At 68.6% G+C, this 14,564-nt stretch carries 16 protein-coding genes; 10 read left to right on the top strand and 6 right to left on the bottom strand.

Annotation, left to right across the window (positions count from 1 at the left end; genetic code table 11):
- The first annotated feature begins 29 nt into the window (after positions 1-29).
- The 8 genes from RIC11_RS06625 to RIC11_RS06590 all read left to right on the top strand — a co-directional run bounded on the left by RIC11_RS06625 (position 30) and on the right by RIC11_RS06590 (position 7,293).
- Positions 30-353 (top strand): hypothetical protein, encoded by a 324-nt coding sequence (locus RIC11_RS06625; RefSeq protein ID WP_350209558.1) that lies wholly within the window; start codon positions 30-32, stop codon positions 351-353.
- Between the two features lie 48 nt (positions 354-401).
- Positions 402-1,067, top strand: a complete 666-nt coding sequence (locus RIC11_RS06620) for a Uma2 family endonuclease (protein WP_350209556.1) — start codon at positions 402-404, stop codon at positions 1,065-1,067.
- Positions 1,068-1,215: 148 nt separating this feature from the next.
- Positions 1,216-3,231: a DNA topoisomerase VI subunit B gene (locus RIC11_RS06615; protein ID WP_350209554.1), complete on the top strand. Its 2,016-nt coding sequence runs from the start codon at positions 1,216-1,218 to the stop codon at positions 3,229-3,231.
- Positions 3,232-3,303: 72 nt separating this feature from the next.
- The gene (locus RIC11_RS06610) at positions 3,304-3,558 is read left to right on the top strand and encodes a hypothetical protein (RefSeq protein ID WP_350209552.1); all 255 of its coding nucleotides are present in this window, start codon (positions 3,304-3,306) and stop codon (positions 3,556-3,558) included.
- A gap of 281 nt (positions 3,559-3,839) precedes the next feature.
- Positions 3,840-4,598, top strand: a complete 759-nt coding sequence (locus tag RIC11_RS06605; RefSeq protein WP_350209551.1) for a DUF6498-containing protein — start codon at positions 3,840-3,842, stop codon at positions 4,596-4,598.
- Between the two features lie 81 nt (positions 4,599-4,679).
- Complete coding sequence (locus RIC11_RS06600) at positions 4,680-6,224, top strand: YeiH family protein (RefSeq protein ID WP_350209549.1); 1,545 nt, start codon at positions 4,680-4,682, stop codon at positions 6,222-6,224.
- A gap of 177 nt (positions 6,225-6,401) precedes the next feature.
- Complete coding sequence (locus tag RIC11_RS06595) at positions 6,402-6,878, top strand: hypothetical protein (protein ID WP_350209547.1); 477 nt, start codon at positions 6,402-6,404, stop codon at positions 6,876-6,878.
- Positions 6,879-6,936: 58 nt separating this feature from the next.
- A complete protein-coding gene (locus RIC11_RS06590; protein WP_350209545.1) occupies positions 6,937-7,293 on the top strand; it encodes a hypothetical protein in 357 nt (118 codons plus the stop codon).
- Between the two features lie 115 nt (positions 7,294-7,408).
- Here RIC11_RS06590 and RIC11_RS06585 read toward each other — a convergent pair whose 3' ends face one another.
- The 4 genes from RIC11_RS06585 to egtB all read right to left on the bottom strand — a co-directional run bounded on the left by RIC11_RS06585 (position 7,409) and on the right by egtB (position 10,743).
- Complete coding sequence (locus tag RIC11_RS06585; protein WP_350209543.1) at positions 7,409-8,332, bottom strand: hypothetical protein; 924 nt, start codon at positions 8,330-8,332, stop codon at positions 7,409-7,411.
- Positions 8,329-8,742, bottom strand: coding sequence for a hypothetical protein (locus tag RIC11_RS06580; RefSeq protein WP_350209541.1), 414 nt, complete (start codon positions 8,740-8,742; stop codon positions 8,329-8,331). Before RIC11_RS06580 ends, RIC11_RS06585 begins: the two co-directional genes overlap by 4 nt.
- Complete coding sequence (locus RIC11_RS06575; protein WP_350209539.1) at positions 8,739-9,287, bottom strand: RNA polymerase sigma factor; 549 nt, start codon at positions 9,285-9,287, stop codon at positions 8,739-8,741. The genes RIC11_RS06580 and RIC11_RS06575 overlap by 4 nt, the downstream gene beginning before the upstream one ends.
- Before the next feature lie 193 nt (positions 9,288-9,480).
- Positions 9,481-10,743, bottom strand: coding sequence for an ergothioneine biosynthesis protein EgtB (egtB, locus tag RIC11_RS06570; protein ID WP_350209537.1), 1,263 nt, complete (start codon positions 10,741-10,743; stop codon positions 9,481-9,483).
- Positions 10,744-10,998: 255 nt separating this feature from the next.
- Here egtB and RIC11_RS06565 point away from each other — a divergent pair, with 255 nt between their 5' ends.
- Both RIC11_RS06565 and hisS read left to right on the top strand, forming a co-directional pair.
- Positions 10,999-11,451 carry a YkgJ family cysteine cluster protein gene (locus tag RIC11_RS06565; RefSeq protein ID WP_350209535.1) on the top strand — a complete coding sequence of 151 codons (453 nt, stop codon included), beginning with the start codon at positions 10,999-11,001 and terminating at the stop codon, positions 11,449-11,451.
- Between the two features lie 93 nt (positions 11,452-11,544).
- Complete coding sequence (gene hisS, locus RIC11_RS06560; protein WP_350209533.1) at positions 11,545-12,873, top strand: histidine--tRNA ligase; 1,329 nt, start codon at positions 11,545-11,547, stop codon at positions 12,871-12,873.
- Positions 12,874-12,882: 9 nt separating this feature from the next.
- Here the strand turns inward: hisS and RIC11_RS06555 are convergent, their stop codons facing one another.
- Positions 12,883-13,557 (bottom strand): hypothetical protein, encoded by a 675-nt coding sequence (locus RIC11_RS06555; RefSeq protein ID WP_350209531.1) that lies wholly within the window; start codon positions 13,555-13,557, stop codon positions 12,883-12,885.
- Between the two features lie 240 nt (positions 13,558-13,797).
- Entirely contained in the window at positions 13,798-14,496 is a 699-nt protein-coding gene (locus tag RIC11_RS06550; protein WP_350209529.1) for a hypothetical protein, read from the bottom strand.
- Positions 14,497-14,564 lie beyond the last annotated feature (68 nt).

The raw sequence follows: 14,564 nt of genomic DNA, 5'->3' as shown, positions 1-14,564 counted from the left end.
GCTCGTGCAGTGGGAGTCGCCCCGGGTGCGTGACAAGGCGGGCGACGAGAGGCAAGATCGCATGCTTCGGCGAGCGGATCGCGAAGCGGCGGCCCGTCGTGTGGCGCAACGACCGCCTGCTGCTCGAGGCGCTAGCGGTCCCGCTGTCGATGGCGATGGTCGCCGGGCTGTGGTGGCGCTTGGGCTGGTTCCCGCATTGGTCCGGCGCCGCGGCGACTTCGGCCGTCGGCGCCTGGACCACCCGGCGCCTGGGCCGCCCGGTGGCCGAGCGGTTCTACACGGGGCCGCAGATCGTGCGCGGCGTGAAGCCCCAGCCGGCGTTCTTCCGGCGGCTGGCGTCGCCGGGGGAGTGAGCGGCAAGTATACTTTGGCAGTTCCCCGCCTTTGCCCGCCGTACTCCCATGGCTAGCGCGTCGCTTCCCCCGACGATCGAGTGGACCGTCGCCGATCTGGCCGAGCGTTTCGGGCCCGACATGCCGTTGGTCCGGATCGTCCGCGACCCGCGCCCGGGCACTGCGACCGTCGAGGATGTCGTACGCTTGGACGACCACGAGGATCGCCTCTGCGAGCTGATCGACGGCGTGCTTCTGGAGAAAACGATGGGGTTCTGGGAAGCCTACCTAGCGAGTCGGCTGGTTACGATCCTGGGAGCCTTTGTCGGGGCGCATCGAGTCGGGATAGCCGCAGGGGCCGACGGGATGCTCCAGCTGTTCCCCGGGCAGGTCCGTATCCCGGACGTGTCGTTTGTGTCGTGGGCGCGGCTCGAGGGCTCCGGGTTTCCTGACGAGGCCGCACCGCTCTTCGCACCGGACCTCGCTGTCGAAGTGCTCAGCCGCAGCAACACCAAGCGCGAGATGGAGCGAAAGCTCCGGGAGTATTTCGAGGCCGGCACGCGCCTGGTGTGGTACATCGACCCGCCCACTAAGACCGTCATCGTGTACACGGCGCCCGATTCTCCGAGCGTGCTCACCGAGCAAGACACGCTCACCGGCGGCGACGTGCTCTCCGGCCTCGAGATCGACCTCCGCGCCCTCTTCGCGACGCCCCAGCCGCCGGCGAAGGGCTGAGCTACGACCATCGGCTGGCACGCACCCGGCGTGTGCCCTGAGTGGAACGCTCCCGCCGCGCCCCCTTTGGCCGGCCGCGGTTTCCGGCTTGAATCGTGGTTTCCCCACGAGTCACGAGCCACGAGTCACCAGCCACGCCGCCCCTCGGATGCCTGCTAGCACGCCCCGCCGCAGCGACGCCAAGAAGATGGCGGCCGCGCAGAAAGAGATCTCCGTCAGCGAGTTCTTCGCGAAGAACCGCCACCTGCTGGGGTTCGACAACCCCCGCAAGGCGCTGCTGACCACCGTCAAGGAAGCGGTCGACAACTCGCTCGACGCGTGCGAGGAGGCCGGCATCCTGCCGGAGATCTGGGTCCACATCGAGGCCACCAGCGCCGGCAAGTACAAGATCGGCGTGCAGGACAACGGGCCGGGGATCCTCAAGAAGCAGATCCCGCTGATCTTCGGCAAGCTGCTGTATGGCTCGAAGTTCCACCGCCTGCGGCAGTCGCGCGGCCAGCAAGGCATCGGCATCTCGGCGGCTGGCATGTACGGCGTGCAGACCACCGGCAAGCCGGTGAAGATCGTGTCGAAGGTCTCCGTGCGCAAGCCGGCCCACTACTACGAGATCCAGATCGACACGAAGCGCAACGTGCCCAAGATCCTCAACGGCAAGGGCGAGGGGGTCGACATCCCGCCGGGGGAGAAGGGCGTCAAGTACATCAAGGACCACGGCATCGAGTGGGTGCCGATCGACCACGGCACGCGCGTAACGATCGAGCTGGAGGCCAAGTACATCCGCGGCCGCGGCTCGGTCGACGAGTACCTCGAACAGACCGCGATCGCCAACCCGCACATCTCGCTGCACTACGTCGACCCGGACGAGTACCAGTACGACTACACCCGCAGCACCGAGTCCCTCCCGCCCGAGCCGAAGGAGATCAAGCCGCACCCGTACGGCGTGGAGATCGGCCGGCTGGCGACCCTCTTGGAAGAATCGGAGGACCAGAGCGTCAGCGAGTTTTTCCGCACCAAGTTCAGCCGCGTCACGCCGGCGGTCGCGAAGCGGATCTGCGAGGGCGCGAAGGTCGGCGCGCGGACCAAGGTCCACAAGGTCGAGCGGCCGCAGATCGAGAAGCTCTACGAGGCGATCCAAGCGACCAAGATCTCCGCGCCAGAGACCGACTGCATCTGCCCGATCGGCGAGGACCTGATCCTCCGCGGCCTGCACCACGTGGTGCCGGGCGAGTTCTACGCGGCCGCCACGCGGCCGCCGAGCGTGTACCGCGGCAACCCGTTCGTGGTCGAGGTGGGCCTCGCCTACGGCGGCGCCGCGCCCACCCAGAATATCACGGCGGACCTGCTGCTGGAGCTGCTGGAGGAGACCGACACGCGCACCGTGCGGCAGTTCCTCATCAACACGTTCAACGGCCTCGGCGCCGAGTCGGCCGACCGGATCGTCAAGCAGAGCGGCCTGAAGACCCGGCAGACCCCCAACAAGCTGAAGCCGAAGGACCGCGAGAAGCTGCTGCACGCGATGAAGAACGTGAACGTGGCCGAGGGCCAGCAGATGGACGTGCTGCGGTTCGCCAACCGGGTGCCGCTGCAGTTCCAGCAGGCCGCCTGCGCGGTGACCCAGACCGTGACCGCGACCAACTGGCGGGGCTACGGCCTGAGCCAGTCGCGCGGCGCGTTGCCGAAGGGGCCGGTCACGCTGATGGTGCACATCGCCAGCGTGTGGGTGCCGTTCACCAGCGAGAGCAAGGAAGCGATCGCCAGCTACCCGGAGATCCAGAAGGAGATCCGCTTGGGGCTGCAATCGGTTGGCCGCAAACTCGGCATGTTCCTCCGCCGGCGCCAGAAGTCGAAGCAGCAGTCCGACCGCCGCGAGGTGTTCATGCGGTACCTCAAAGAGGTGGCCGGCGCGGTGAGCGTGATCAACGCGGCCGAGGAGAAGGAGCTGTACGAGCAGCTCTTGAGTGTGGCCAAGAAGCGCACCGCCGACGCCGACGTGAAGATGGACGACCGCGGCCGCAAGGTCGAGCACGACCCCGCGCAGATGAACCTCGGCGACAACGTGCTGATCGTCGACGCCGCCCACCACGAGGCCGCGATCAACCGCGTGGTGACCGCGCCGGAGGAAGCCAAGGAGCCCGAGGAGAACGGCGAGCTTGTTGGAGACTAGCCGCCTGCCACCTGGGCTGCCCGGTTATACTTGGCGTGGCCACGGGGTCTCCAGAACCTGAGGGTGAGATAGATGGTCCGGATCACGATCGACGACGATCTCAAGCAGAAGCTGCTTTCTTCGACCGCCGGCGAGGTCGTCGAGTTGGTGGACGGTTCGGGGAGGATCGTGGGGCGGGTACTGCCGGACTCATTCCAGCCCGGCCCCCCCCTTTCCGCCGCGACGCCCGACTACAGCGACGACGAGCTCGATCAATTGGCCGCCTACGACGGCCCGGCAATCTCCACCGAAGAGTTGCTCGAGCGCGTAAGGGCGTCGCGAAAGTGAGCTACGCGATAGCCTGGAATCCGGAGCCAACCAGAGTCATCGATGGCGTACTCGCCGTCGCTTCGGCCGAGGCCTGCGATCGGATCGAGGCGGCGCTGGTTTCGCTGCATGAAGCCCTCCGCATCTCACCCGAGTCGGTAGGCGAGTCGCGTCGAGAGTCGACCGACAGAGTCGTGATAGCCGACCCTCTCATCGTTCGATTCTCAGTCGATCCAGCGCGTCGACTGGTCAGGGTGTACGCGGTTTCTGTGTTCGACAATCTTGTCTAGCAAGCCACCGCCTTGCACCCGCTCCAGCTCCCCACCGCCGCGCAGCTCGAAAACCATCGCTGGAGCGTCGTGTCGCTCGTGGCGGCGAACGTCATCCCGCTGGCGGGCGTGTTGCTGCTGGGCTGGCGGGTGTTCGACGTGGTCTTCGTGTACTGGCTCGAGAACGTCGTCATCGGCGCGATCAACGTGCTGAAGATCCTCACCTGCTCGCCCGACCCCGGGCTCGTCGCCCAGCGCTACGCGGAACGGCTCGCCTCGCTCCCGCCCGAGCAGCGCGAGCAGCTCGAGAAGCTCACCGCCGGCGGGGCGGCTTGGAACGCCTCGAAGCTGTTCTTCGCGCCGTTCTTCACGGTCCATTACGGCCTGTTCTGCTTCGTGCACGGCGTGTTCGTGGGCGTGCTGGCGGGCGAGGGGGGGCCGCTGGGCGGCTCGATGAACCCGTTCGGGACCGCGATCGAAGCCCTGCAGAGCCCCGCCCTGCTGGTCGCCGCGATCGGCCTCGCGGCGAGCCACCTGGTGTCGTACTTCACCAACTACCTGGGGCGCGGCGAGTACCGCCGCCTGACGCCGCCGGAGCTGATGATCGCGCCGTACGGCCGCGTCGTCGTGCTGCACGTGGCGATCGTGCTGAGCGGGTTCTTCGTGATGACGCTCGGCTCGCCCGTCTGGCTGCTGTTGCTGCTGGTCATCGGCAAGACGCTCTTCGACCTCACGCTGCACCTGAGGGAGCACGAGCGAGGCGCTGGGTCGAAGGCGCTAGGCGCTAGTTGAGCGCGGACGGGTCGCTGCTTAACTTCAGGGCCCCCCAGCAAGAACTCGCGCCTAGCGCCTCGCAACTAGCGCCTCGCCCCCATGCCCCGCCTCTCCGAAGACTGGCTCGCCGTGCTGCTCGGGGTCGTGCTGCTGGCGGTATGCCTCGGGGCGGCCGTCGCTTCGGGTGACGCCGGCAACCCGCTCACGCCGCTGCTCGCCACGCCGGGCGGCTGGTCGGAGTCGCCGGTCGAGGCCCTGGCGTCGGGCCGGTGGGCCGGAACCCTCGGCGCCGGCACGGCCACGCTGGCGACTTTTGCTGCCGCGGCGTGGCTTGGGGGACAGAAGGTGGGACGCTTCGCGGCGGGGTTTGTCGGAGTGTTCTTGCTCGCGGCGGTGTCGATCGCGTTGTCCGAGCAAGCGACGCTCGACTACTGGGGCCTCGCCTACGCGCTGTGGGCGATCGTCATCGGCCTGGCGATCGCCAACACCGTCGGCACGCCGGCTTGGCTCCGGCCCGCGGTGCGGACCGAGCTGTATATGAAGGTCGGCCTCGTGCTGCTGGGGGCGGAGGTGTTGCTGGGGAAGTTGTTGGCGCTGGGCCTACCGGGCATCGGGGTGGCGTGGGTCGTCACGCCGATCGTGCTCTGCACGACGTTCTGGTTTGGCCAGCGCGTGCTGCGGATCGAGTCGCCTTCGCTGAACATGGTGATCTCGGCCGACATGTCGGTCTGCGGCGTTTCGGCCGCGATCGCCACCGCGGCCGCGTGCCGCGCGAAGAAGGAAGAGCTCTCGCTCGCGATCGGCCTGTCGATTGCCTTCACCGTGGTGATGATGCTCGCCATGCCGCCGGCGAGCCGGGCGATGGGCCTCTCGCCCGAGGTGCGCGGCGCGTGGATCGGCGGCACGATCGACTCGACGGGCGCGGTGGGCGCCGCCGGCTCGCTGCTGGGCGACGCTTCGCTCGAGGTGGCGGTCACCATCAAGATGATCCAAAACGTGCTGATCGGCGTCGTGGCGTTCGCCGTGGCGACCTACTGGGTCATGAGGAATCCGGAATCCGGAGTGCGGGATGCGGAATCCTTGCCGGGCGAGGCGCCTTCAGAGGATTCCGAACTCCGCACTCCGACTTCCGCATTCGCAGAGATCTGGCGCCGCTTCCCCAAGTTCATCCTCGGCTTCCTCGGCGCGTCGGTCGTCTTCTCGGCGATCACTTGGCTGCACGCCGACGGCGACGCGGTCGTCGACGCCACGATCGGCGGCGCCACCAAGACGCTCCGCACCTGGTGCTTCGCGTTGGCGTTTGTGTCGATTGGCCTCGAGACCGACTTCCGCACGCTCGCCGCCACGCTCCGCAGCGGCAAGCCGCTGGTGCTCTACGTGTGCGGCCAGACGCTCAACCTCTGCCTCACCCTGGCCATGGCGTGGCTGATGTTCGGCGTCGTGTTCCCGGACGCGGCGCGTGTTGGGCTTCGGGCTTCGGGCGTCGGGCCTCAGGGGGTGACCTCCGCCAGCGCCCCCCCGAAGCCCGAAGCCCGAGGCCTGAAGCCCGCCGCCCAGCGGCTGGCCGAGGCGGGCGTCGACCCCGGAGCGCTGTTCTACACCGACCACCCGCGGGCGTCCGCCGGTTGGGGTCGTGACGATTAGGCAAGCCGCTCGGCCCGGCGGGCCGAGTCGCGCGGGTCGTGACGGCTGTGACGGCTCGCCGGAAAACTCTCTGCGTTCCGAGCGTGCCGGGTCGATCCTCGGGGTTAGTCCGGCCAGGGCGATCTCTCGCTCCGCCCACGGACCCCGATGAAACACAACGGAGCAAGGAGGCTTCCGATGTCGTGGCGCCCGCGTCCTACCCGCCTCGCCCCCGCCCGCAACGCCGTCGCGGCGACCGCGCTCGTGTGCCTCGCGGCGACCACCGCATCGGCCTTCGAGGGCTGGAACGGCCAGCGGAGGCTGAGCCACCAGCGGCCCAACGACTTGTTCTACAACCACTACGTGGGCCCCGGTCCCAGTGGCACGACGGCGCAGCAGTACGTGTCGCCCGTGCCGGTCCCCCCGCAGATGGGCCACACGTACACCACGTACCAGCCGCTGATGCCGCACGAGTACATGTACAAGCATCATCGCAGCTACTGCACCTACCGGCCCGGCGCCGGTTGGACCCGTACGAAAGTCCGCTATCACACGGGCGGAACCCTGCTGCACCATGCCAGCTTCGGCCTCTGGGACGACGTGCCGCTGGGCTTCTTCCGCAACATCGACTTCATGAGCCACATCGACCACCTGCAGAAGCCGGACCTGTACTGAGCCCCCCAGCGCCGCCGACCGCGACCGCCCCCTTCCCCCTGACGAGCGAGACCGCGTCATGCGTTCCCCCCTGATCGCCGCGGCCGGCCTGGCCGCCGCCACGCTGGTCGCCGGCGCGGCCGAGGCGAGCTACCCCGTCGTGTGGCCCCTGATGCGCGCCCAGCACTACAACTGGCACGACAGCTACGCCCACACCGAGTACGGCCGGCCCGTGGCGTTGGTCGTTCCGCCCACGGCTCAGATGCAGACGACCTACAGCTGGGGCGTGGGCTCCAGCTCGATCAGCCGGATCGACCACCAGTTCGGCCGCCACTACCCGGGCCCGGGCCCCTTCGGCGGCCCCTTCCAGCCGACCCCGGTGTGGCCGCAGAGCACCACGCAGTTCGGCGTGTACCACGTGCGGAGCGCGTGGTGACCCCCGGCTGACGAACCGATCAAGAGCGTCCCCCCTTTTGCTGAGGAGGCCGCCCGGGCCCTGTGCCCGGGCGGCCTTCTTGGTTTTTGGTAGGCAGCGCGACCCTGCGTCGGCGTCAATCGCGTTCGTCGGAACGCAGCCCTCGGAATCCGACGCTCGAGATCCACGGCCCTGGCTCGCGGGCAAGTTGCATCTCAATCAACGGCATGACTTCGGGGCTACTCACCGCCAGTTCCCCCGCGGCGATTTTCTTCTGGGCGTCGCGTAGCCGTTCCCAGACCTCATCGCACGTGTGTTCGCTGGGCTGCCAATTCACCCACACCCGATACGGCCCGCCCGCTAGCGTGCTCGCGGCGCCCTTCGCTCCGTTCTGCAGGCCGGAAACTTCGATCGTAGTGCTCTCGCTAGGATGGCGCAATTCGACAACGCCTTCTTGAAGCACGCCCCACGGCTTCCAATCCGAGATCTTGTGCAGCGAGAATTCGACGCTCGCCACTCCGCAGATATCCAGCGACGCAACCGCCCCGCCGCCGCCGCCGAGCCGGCCGACGAAGACGCCGTCGTTGAGGATCACGGGGGCGTTGGCAAAGTACATGTGGTCCAGCCGCACGCTCTCGAGCGACACCGGCCGAGGCGGGTCCTCGCCTTTAACACTAGGGACAAGGTTGAGTTGGTACTGACGACCGTCCGCGGATGTCGCCAGCTTGATCGCCCGCGGCTCAAGGCGACTGAAATCAATCGACTCCGGTTCGCTGCCGCTCTTCGCGACTTCAACGAGCAGCCGCGGTGCCTTCCGTGTTGGTTCGATTCGTACGGACTCTATCTCTCCATCGATCCGGTACGCGAACGCCAAATCGCCCCCGACAGATGCCGTGCCGCTTCCGTGCTCTTCGTAAGTCTCGATTCCCGCGTCGGGGAGGTAGGAGACAATCCTCGCGGCGACCGAAAAAATCCGCGGAGTTGATCCGACCTCGGCGGCGGAAGCCGTCGCAGCGTGAGCCGCTACCGCGATGAAGGAGAGAGCTTTGGCGCGTTTCATAAAGGGTTCTCCAGGTGGTAGGTGGTTTGTCGGGACACGAAGCCAACGCCCGGGAAATAACTTGCCTTAGTCGTATAAGCGGGCGCACCGGTGTCAGCGATCGGCGTCACCGGTGCGGGAGCGGGCGCCTCGACGACGACGGGCGCCGGCGGATCACTTGAAATCGAACGCCAGGCCCCGAGCCCCCAACCAACGGCCAGCAACACGCCGGCGGCGAGCGCGGCGACCGGCGCAGGAACCGACACGCTGTGTTGCCACCAAGAGGAGGTTGTGGGGCGTACTAGCGCCGCACGGGCAGCCCGGCGGTTGGCCCTCCGCATCGGGGCGGTCGGCTCGGCACGGCGGAGCGGCGAGAGCAGCTCACCGAGACGGTCCTCTTCGCTGGGCGTTGGTTCTGTGGAATCGTTCATGTTCGGTCCTCGATCGACGCGAGCGTCGCGGTCAGTTCTTGGCGGCCGCGGTGGATGCGGCTCTTCACCGTGCCCAGCGGAAGGCCGAGCGTCTGGGCGACCTCGCCCAGGGGGAGTTGCTCCACGAACGCGAGCACAAAGATGTCGCGCGTGGTCGCGTCCATGCCGCCCAGCACGCGGAGCGTCTGGCGGAGCTCGTCGCGCGCTTGGGCCTCGTGGCCGGGGCCGGCTGAGTCGTTCTCCGGCTCGCCGGCTGCTGCCAGCGGCTGGCTGCGTCGCCAGCGGTCGCGCCAGCGGCGGCGCTCGACGTTCCGCGCTACCGCGTAAACGAAGCCCCGCAGTTGGGCCGGGCCGCCACGCATCCTCGGCGCCGCGGCGACCAGGTCGGCGAACGCGTCGGCCGACTGCTCGCCGGCGAGGGCCGGGTCGCCGTGGATCGCGAAGAAGTAGCGGTAGAGTGGCCCTTCGAACTCGGCCACCAGCCGCTCGACGGCGCTGTCGTCACCCCGTTTCAGCTCGGCGAGAAAAGCGGCGTCAAACGGCATCGGGGCTCCTGCTGGCGATCGTCGGTTCGCCTAGAAGAGCCAGCAAGCAGCCCGCCGGTTGCAGAAAAGCCTGGAGATTGTGCGGGCGCAATTGAGCCGAGGGCGCTAGCCTCGGGCGATCGGAGCACCGGCCGCTGCGCTTCGTTCGCCCGAGGCTAGCGCCCGCGGCTGAGGCTAATGGCTTGCCGGCGCGTCACTTCGCCAGGCGGATGCCGCTGAATTGCCACCGCGCGGCGGTTGCAAAGAAATTGCGATACGTCGGGCGGATGTGGTCGCTGCTTGTCGCGCAGCTGCCGCCGCGGAGCACCTGCTGGTTCACCATGAACTTGCCGTTGTACTCGCCCAGCGCGCCGTCAGCCGCGCGGTAGCCGGGGTAGGGCGTGTAAGCACTGGCGGTCCACTCCCAGACGCCGCCGAGCATCTGCCGCAAGCCGTTGCCGCCGGTCTCCGCCGACGGCTGAACGGATTGCCCCGCCGCGACGAGCTTGTCAGCAAACCCTCCTGCGGTCTGCCTGCTGCCTGCTGCCTGCGGGCACGCCGCTTCCCATTCGAACTCGGTCGGCAGCCGTGCGCCGGCCCAGCGTGCGAACGCGTCTGCCTCGAAGTAGCTTACGTGCGTGACCGGCGCGGCCGGGTCGACGTCGGATCGGCCGGCGAGCGTAAACTCGGTCCAGCGGCCGTCCGCCTCGCGGCGCCAGTACAGGGGGGCGGACCAGCCCTCGCTCTTGACGGTGTTCCATCCTTCGGCGAGCCACAGCGTTGGATCCTCGTAGCCGCCGTCGGCGATGAACTGGAGGTACTCGCCGCACGAGACCGGGCGGTGAGCCAGTTGGTGTGGTTGCAGCAGTGCCTCGTGGCGGGGCCCCTCGTTGTCGTACGCGAAGCCGTCGCCGTCGTGGCCGATCGACCGCACTCCCCCCTCGAGATCGGCCCAGCCCTGTTCGCTCGCTTCGGACGGGGCGCGGGGGTCGTCGCGGAAGGCCGGCTCGAGCGGGTTCACCGCCAGCGCGTGCTTGATGTCGGTCAGCAGCAGCTCCTGGTGCTGCTGCTCGTGGTTCAGGCCGATCGCCAGGATGTGGCCAGCCTGCGGGTCTTCTGCCAGCGCGCCGCGCTCGGCTAGGCGGGCGACGGCGTCGTCGACCCGCCGGCGGTAGTCCCACACTTCCGAGAGCCCGGGCCGCGAGATCAGCCCCCGCTGCTGCCGCGGGAACTGCTCGCCGACGGTGTTGTAGTAGGAATTGAAGAGCACCGCGTACGCGGGGTCGATCGGCTCGTAGCCGCTCACCTCCCGGTCGAAGCGGCCGACGAGGAACGTCTCGAAGAACCAGGTGGTGTGCGCCAGCTGCCACTTCGCGGGGCTCGCGGCGGGCATCGACTGGAGGGTGCTATCCTCCGGCGTGAGCGTTTCGGTTAGCCGCTCGGTGAACCGGCGGACCCGTTGGTAGTCGTTGAGCATGGCCTTACATTCCGCCAGAACCGCCATGACGCCAAGGGCGCCAGGTACGCCAAGGACGGCTTTTGTGCGGACGGGACTCGGAGTTCACCACACAAACCGCTGTGGCGATTCTAAGCCGCGGCGCTTCGAGAGAGCTCTCTTTGCGACCTCGGCGCTCTTGGCGTCTTGGCGGTTTCTCTCGTGTCGCGGCTTTCCCCTGCGTGCCCCAGCGCGATAGATTGCCCACCTCTGGACAGAGCCCACGGAGGACCCCCGATGAGCAGCAACCCGCCCGCCTTCGGCGCGAAGAAGATCAAGCGCGAGAACCTCCCCAAGGGAGGCAATCTCTGCGAGTACTGCACGGCGAAGTGCTGCCACTACATCGCCGTGCCGTACGAGACGCCCACCGAGCGGGCGGACATGGATTACATCCGCTGGATCGTGCTGCACAACAATTGCACGTTCTTCCGCGAGGACGAGGACTGGTACCTCTTGGTGCACACCGTGTGCGAGAAGCTGCAGGACGACTACCGGTGCGGCGTGTACGAGACCCGCCCGCAGATCTGCCGCGACTACACGTTCGACAACTGCGAGTACGACGAGGACTGGACGTACGACTTCTACCTCGAGACGCACGAGCAGGTCTGGGAGTACGCCGAGGCCGCGTTCCAAGAGAAGGGCGAAGACATCCGCTCTCGCCGGCCGAACCCACTGGCCGTGTTGGCCTAGGGGCCGGCAGCAGGCAGCAGGCAGCGGGCAGGCTTGCTGGCGGAGCCGGACTGTTTAGCAAGACTGCCTGCTGCCCTCTGCCGGCTGCCCGCTATGCCAGAACGCATCACCCCCCGCACGCTCAAGGGCTTCCGAGACTACCCGCCGGAGGTGATGATCCCGCGCGAGCGGCTCATGGAGACCGCGCGGCGCGTTTACCGCTCGTACGGCTACGCTCCGATCGACACGCCTGCGCTGGAGTACCTGGAGGTGCTCACCGGCAAGGGCTCCGACGAGACCGACAAGCAGCTCTACCGCTTCCAGGACCACGGCGGGCGCGACGTGGGCCTGCGATTCGACCTGACGGTGCCGCTCGCGCGGTTCGCCGCGCAGCACGCGCAGCAGCTCGGCCTGCCGTTCAAGCGGTACCACATCGGGCCGGTCTGGCGGGGCGAGAACACGCAGAAAGGCCGCTACCGCGAGTTCGTGCAGTGCGATTTCGACACGGTCGGCGTGACGGGCGTCGCGTCGGACGTCGAGGTGGTGCTCGTCGTGCACGACCTGATGCTCGCCCTGGGCGTCGGGCGGTTCACGATCCGCATCAACCACCGCGGCGTGCTCAACGGGCTGCTCGAGACGCTCGGCCTGGCCGACCGCTCGGTCGAGGTGCTCCGCGCGCTCGACAAGCTCACCAAGGCCGGCCCCGACAAGGTCCGCGCCGAGCTGGCCGAGACCGCTGGCGCGACCGACCAGCAGGCGGACGCGCTGTTCCGATTCGCCGAAACCGGGGGCGACGCCCAAACCGTGCTCGACTCCCTGCGGCCCCTGGTCGGCGGCAACGCGCTCGGCGCGGCGAGCCTCGACCGGCTGGCGGAGGTCCTCGCCGGAGTCGCGGCCGGCGGGGTCGCTTCGGGGCGGGTGCAGATCGACCCCTCGATCGCCCGCGGCCTCGACTACTACACCGGCCTGGTGCTCGAGACCACGCTCGACGACCTGCCGGGGATCGGCAGCGTCGCCAGCGGCGGCCGGTACGACGACTTGGCCGGCGTGTACACCAACCAGGCGCTGCCGGGCATTGGCGCGTCGCTCGGCGTGGACCGGCTGCTGGCGGCCATGGAGGAGCTCGGCCTGGTCGACGAGGTCCGCACGCCGGCCGACGCGCTGGTCGTGTTCTTCGATGGCGATCGGCTCGCCGATTACGTGGCCCTTGCGGCCCGCCTGCGCGCGGCAGGCGTAGCGACGGAGGTCTACCCGGAGCCGAAGAAGCTGGGCAAGCAGCTGCAGTACGCGGACAAGAAAGGCTTCCGCTTGGCCGTGATCGCCGGGCCCGACGAGCTCGCCGCGGGCGAGTGCCAGCTCAAAGACTTGGCTACCGGCGAGAGCAAAACGGTCCGGCTCGACGCCGCGGCCGAAGCCGCATTGGCCGCGCTCGGCCGCGCGTGACGCCGGTGGTCACTGGTTGCGGATGGCGCGCTTCAGCACCAGGTCGTAGTACGGCTCGGTCGCGGGGTCGGGCTCGTTGACTAGAGCCCAACGGCCATCGCGGAGGATCATCTCGAAAGTTCGCTCTTCGTCTTCCGACTGGAGCTCGTGGATCGGCGATGTGCCCATCTTCTCGGCGACGGCGTCCTGCGTCGGCACCTTGAGTTGGTCGAGGTCGAGCCCCTCGATGTCCAGGTCGGCGACACTCTGTTCTTCTTGATTCTTCTTCTTTGTCGCCTCGTCGTCGCCCTTCTGGGGCTTGGGCAGGACGACCGTCACCTTCGAGTCGGAAACGAACGTCACTCGCGCGCGGTACGGCTCGCCCTCTTCTTCGGGGGGGAGCAGCTCGTGCTCCACCTGGATCCGTGCGGCCGCGACCGGGTCACCCGGCCCCGGCGCGCCGTCGACCGCCAGCGATTGGCTGCTAATCGATTGGTTCTCGAGCCCGTGCTTGAGGGTTTCGACGATCGCCTCGAAGCGATCCTCGGGCGTCCTCTCTCGGGGCGGCGGCTCGACCGCCGTCGACTGGGTCGGCTCGGGCTCGCACCCGGCTACTGCCACCAAGGCGAGTCCGGCCAACAGGGCCATCGCACCGGGTCGGAACCGACGGAAGCGGAGCGCTTTACGGACGCGTAGTAGGGCCATTGAACGGCTCGCGGGTCGCGATAGCGTGGGCACAGGGGAAAGGCTCAGGACGCCCCCTACGGGAGGATAGCACCGGCCAACGAATCGGACCAAGAGGCTGCGTCCGGTCTTGGACGCGGGGTCATTCGCCCTGGGCGGCGGCGCGTGGTGCGACCGCTCCAGCCGCGCCAGACGGCCTGCCCTGCAGGGAGGAAGCGCGGGAGGGGGGCCCACAGTCTCTTCGAGGAGAAGGGGAAGCCGTCAGAACGCGAAGGGGTCATCGGACGCGTCGCTGTCGCCCGCGGCCGGGGCTCCCGCCGCGAAGGGGTCCTCGGCGGCGGCCGGCGCGTCGCCGGTTGGGGCCGCCGGCTGCACGCCGAACGGGTTCGTCGCTGAGTCGAGGGGGGCCGCTTCGGCGCTGAGGTCCACCCCGAGGCTCTCGCCTAGGGCTTGCATCGGGTTCTGCCGGAACGACGCCAAGCGCTCCCCGCCGAACGGGTCGCGAGCGTCGCGGACCGCCGGCCCGACGGGCAACAGCGGTTCGTCCGGATCGGGCAGCTTCGCCACACGCAAAGAGCGCTGCAAGTCCTGTGGCGAGCGGGCCGAGGCCAGCGCCGCCAGCGGCAGGTGCACCTCGCGTCGCAACGCGGCGATCTGCTGCCGGTTGAGGCCGCGGTAGCCGTAGCCCTGCTTCGGCGGGGCCACGCCGTCCGGGATCGTCGACCAGTCGATCGGCGCCCGGCGGCCCGAGTCCGCCTGCTGCGACTCGGCGTCAGAGCCGTCGGCCGGCGAAGAGGAACTCGCCGTCGCGGACGACTCGGCCGACGCTCCGGCGGGTGGACCCTCGGTCGCAGTCGTTTGGGCGTACGCCGCGCCAGTCGCCAAGGCCAGGCCCACGGCCGTCACACATCGGACGACCCCCAGCCGCCAACGCAGTGGACTATCTCCAAAGCTCTCCATAGGTCTCGTATCCGTCCAGCGTGACTGGCTTCTCGTCCGAAGCGGGGGGGGTCGACCGAGGCGTCGGC

It is taken from the genome of Botrimarina sp., from assembly GCF_040219535.1.
Taxonomy (GTDB): domain Bacteria; phylum Planctomycetota; class Planctomycetia; order Pirellulales; family Lacipirellulaceae; genus Botrimarina.
The sequence above is the reverse complement of the archived record's forward strand: the minus strand, read 5'-3'. Positions and strand labels throughout refer to the sequence as shown.

Coding starts and splice junctions, on each gene's coding strand:
- RIC11_RS06620 (WP_350209556.1), top strand. CDS start 402: ATGGCTAGCGCGTCGCTTCCCCCGACGATCGAGTGGACCGTCGCCGAT.
- RIC11_RS06615 (WP_350209554.1), top strand. CDS start 1,216: ATGCCTGCTAGCACGCCCCGCCGCAGCGACGCCAAGAAGATGGCGGCC.
- RIC11_RS06610 (WP_350209552.1), top strand. CDS start 3,304: ATGGTCCGGATCACGATCGACGACGATCTCAAGCAGAAGCTGCTTTCT.
- RIC11_RS06600 (WP_350209549.1), top strand. CDS start 4,680: ATGCCCCGCCTCTCCGAAGACTGGCTCGCCGTGCTGCTCGGGGTCGTG.
- RIC11_RS06595 (WP_350209547.1), top strand. CDS start 6,402: ATGTCGTGGCGCCCGCGTCCTACCCGCCTCGCCCCCGCCCGCAACGCC.
- RIC11_RS06590 (WP_350209545.1), top strand. CDS start 6,937: ATGCGTTCCCCCCTGATCGCCGCGGCCGGCCTGGCCGCCGCCACGCTG.
- RIC11_RS06585 (WP_350209543.1), bottom strand. CDS start 8,332: ATGAAACGCGCCAAAGCTCTCTCCTTCATCGCGGTAGCGGCTCACGCT.
- RIC11_RS06580 (WP_350209541.1), bottom strand. CDS start 8,742: ATGAACGATTCCACAGAACCAACGCCCAGCGAAGAGGACCGTCTCGGT.
- RIC11_RS06575 (WP_350209539.1), bottom strand. CDS start 9,287: ATGCCGTTTGACGCCGCTTTTCTCGCCGAGCTGAAACGGGGTGACGAC.
- egtB (WP_350209537.1), bottom strand. CDS start 10,743: ATGCTCAACGACTACCAACGGGTCCGCCGGTTCACCGAGCGGCTAACC.
- RIC11_RS06565 (WP_350209535.1), top strand. CDS start 10,999: ATGAGCAGCAACCCGCCCGCCTTCGGCGCGAAGAAGATCAAGCGCGAG.
- hisS (WP_350209533.1), top strand. CDS start 11,545: ATGCCAGAACGCATCACCCCCCGCACGCTCAAGGGCTTCCGAGACTAC.
- RIC11_RS06555 (WP_350209531.1), bottom strand. CDS start 13,557: ATGGCCCTACTACGCGTCCGTAAAGCGCTCCGCTTCCGTCGGTTCCGA.
- RIC11_RS06550 (WP_350209529.1), bottom strand. CDS start 14,496: ATGGAGAGCTTTGGAGATAGTCCACTGCGTTGGCGGCTGGGGGTCGTC.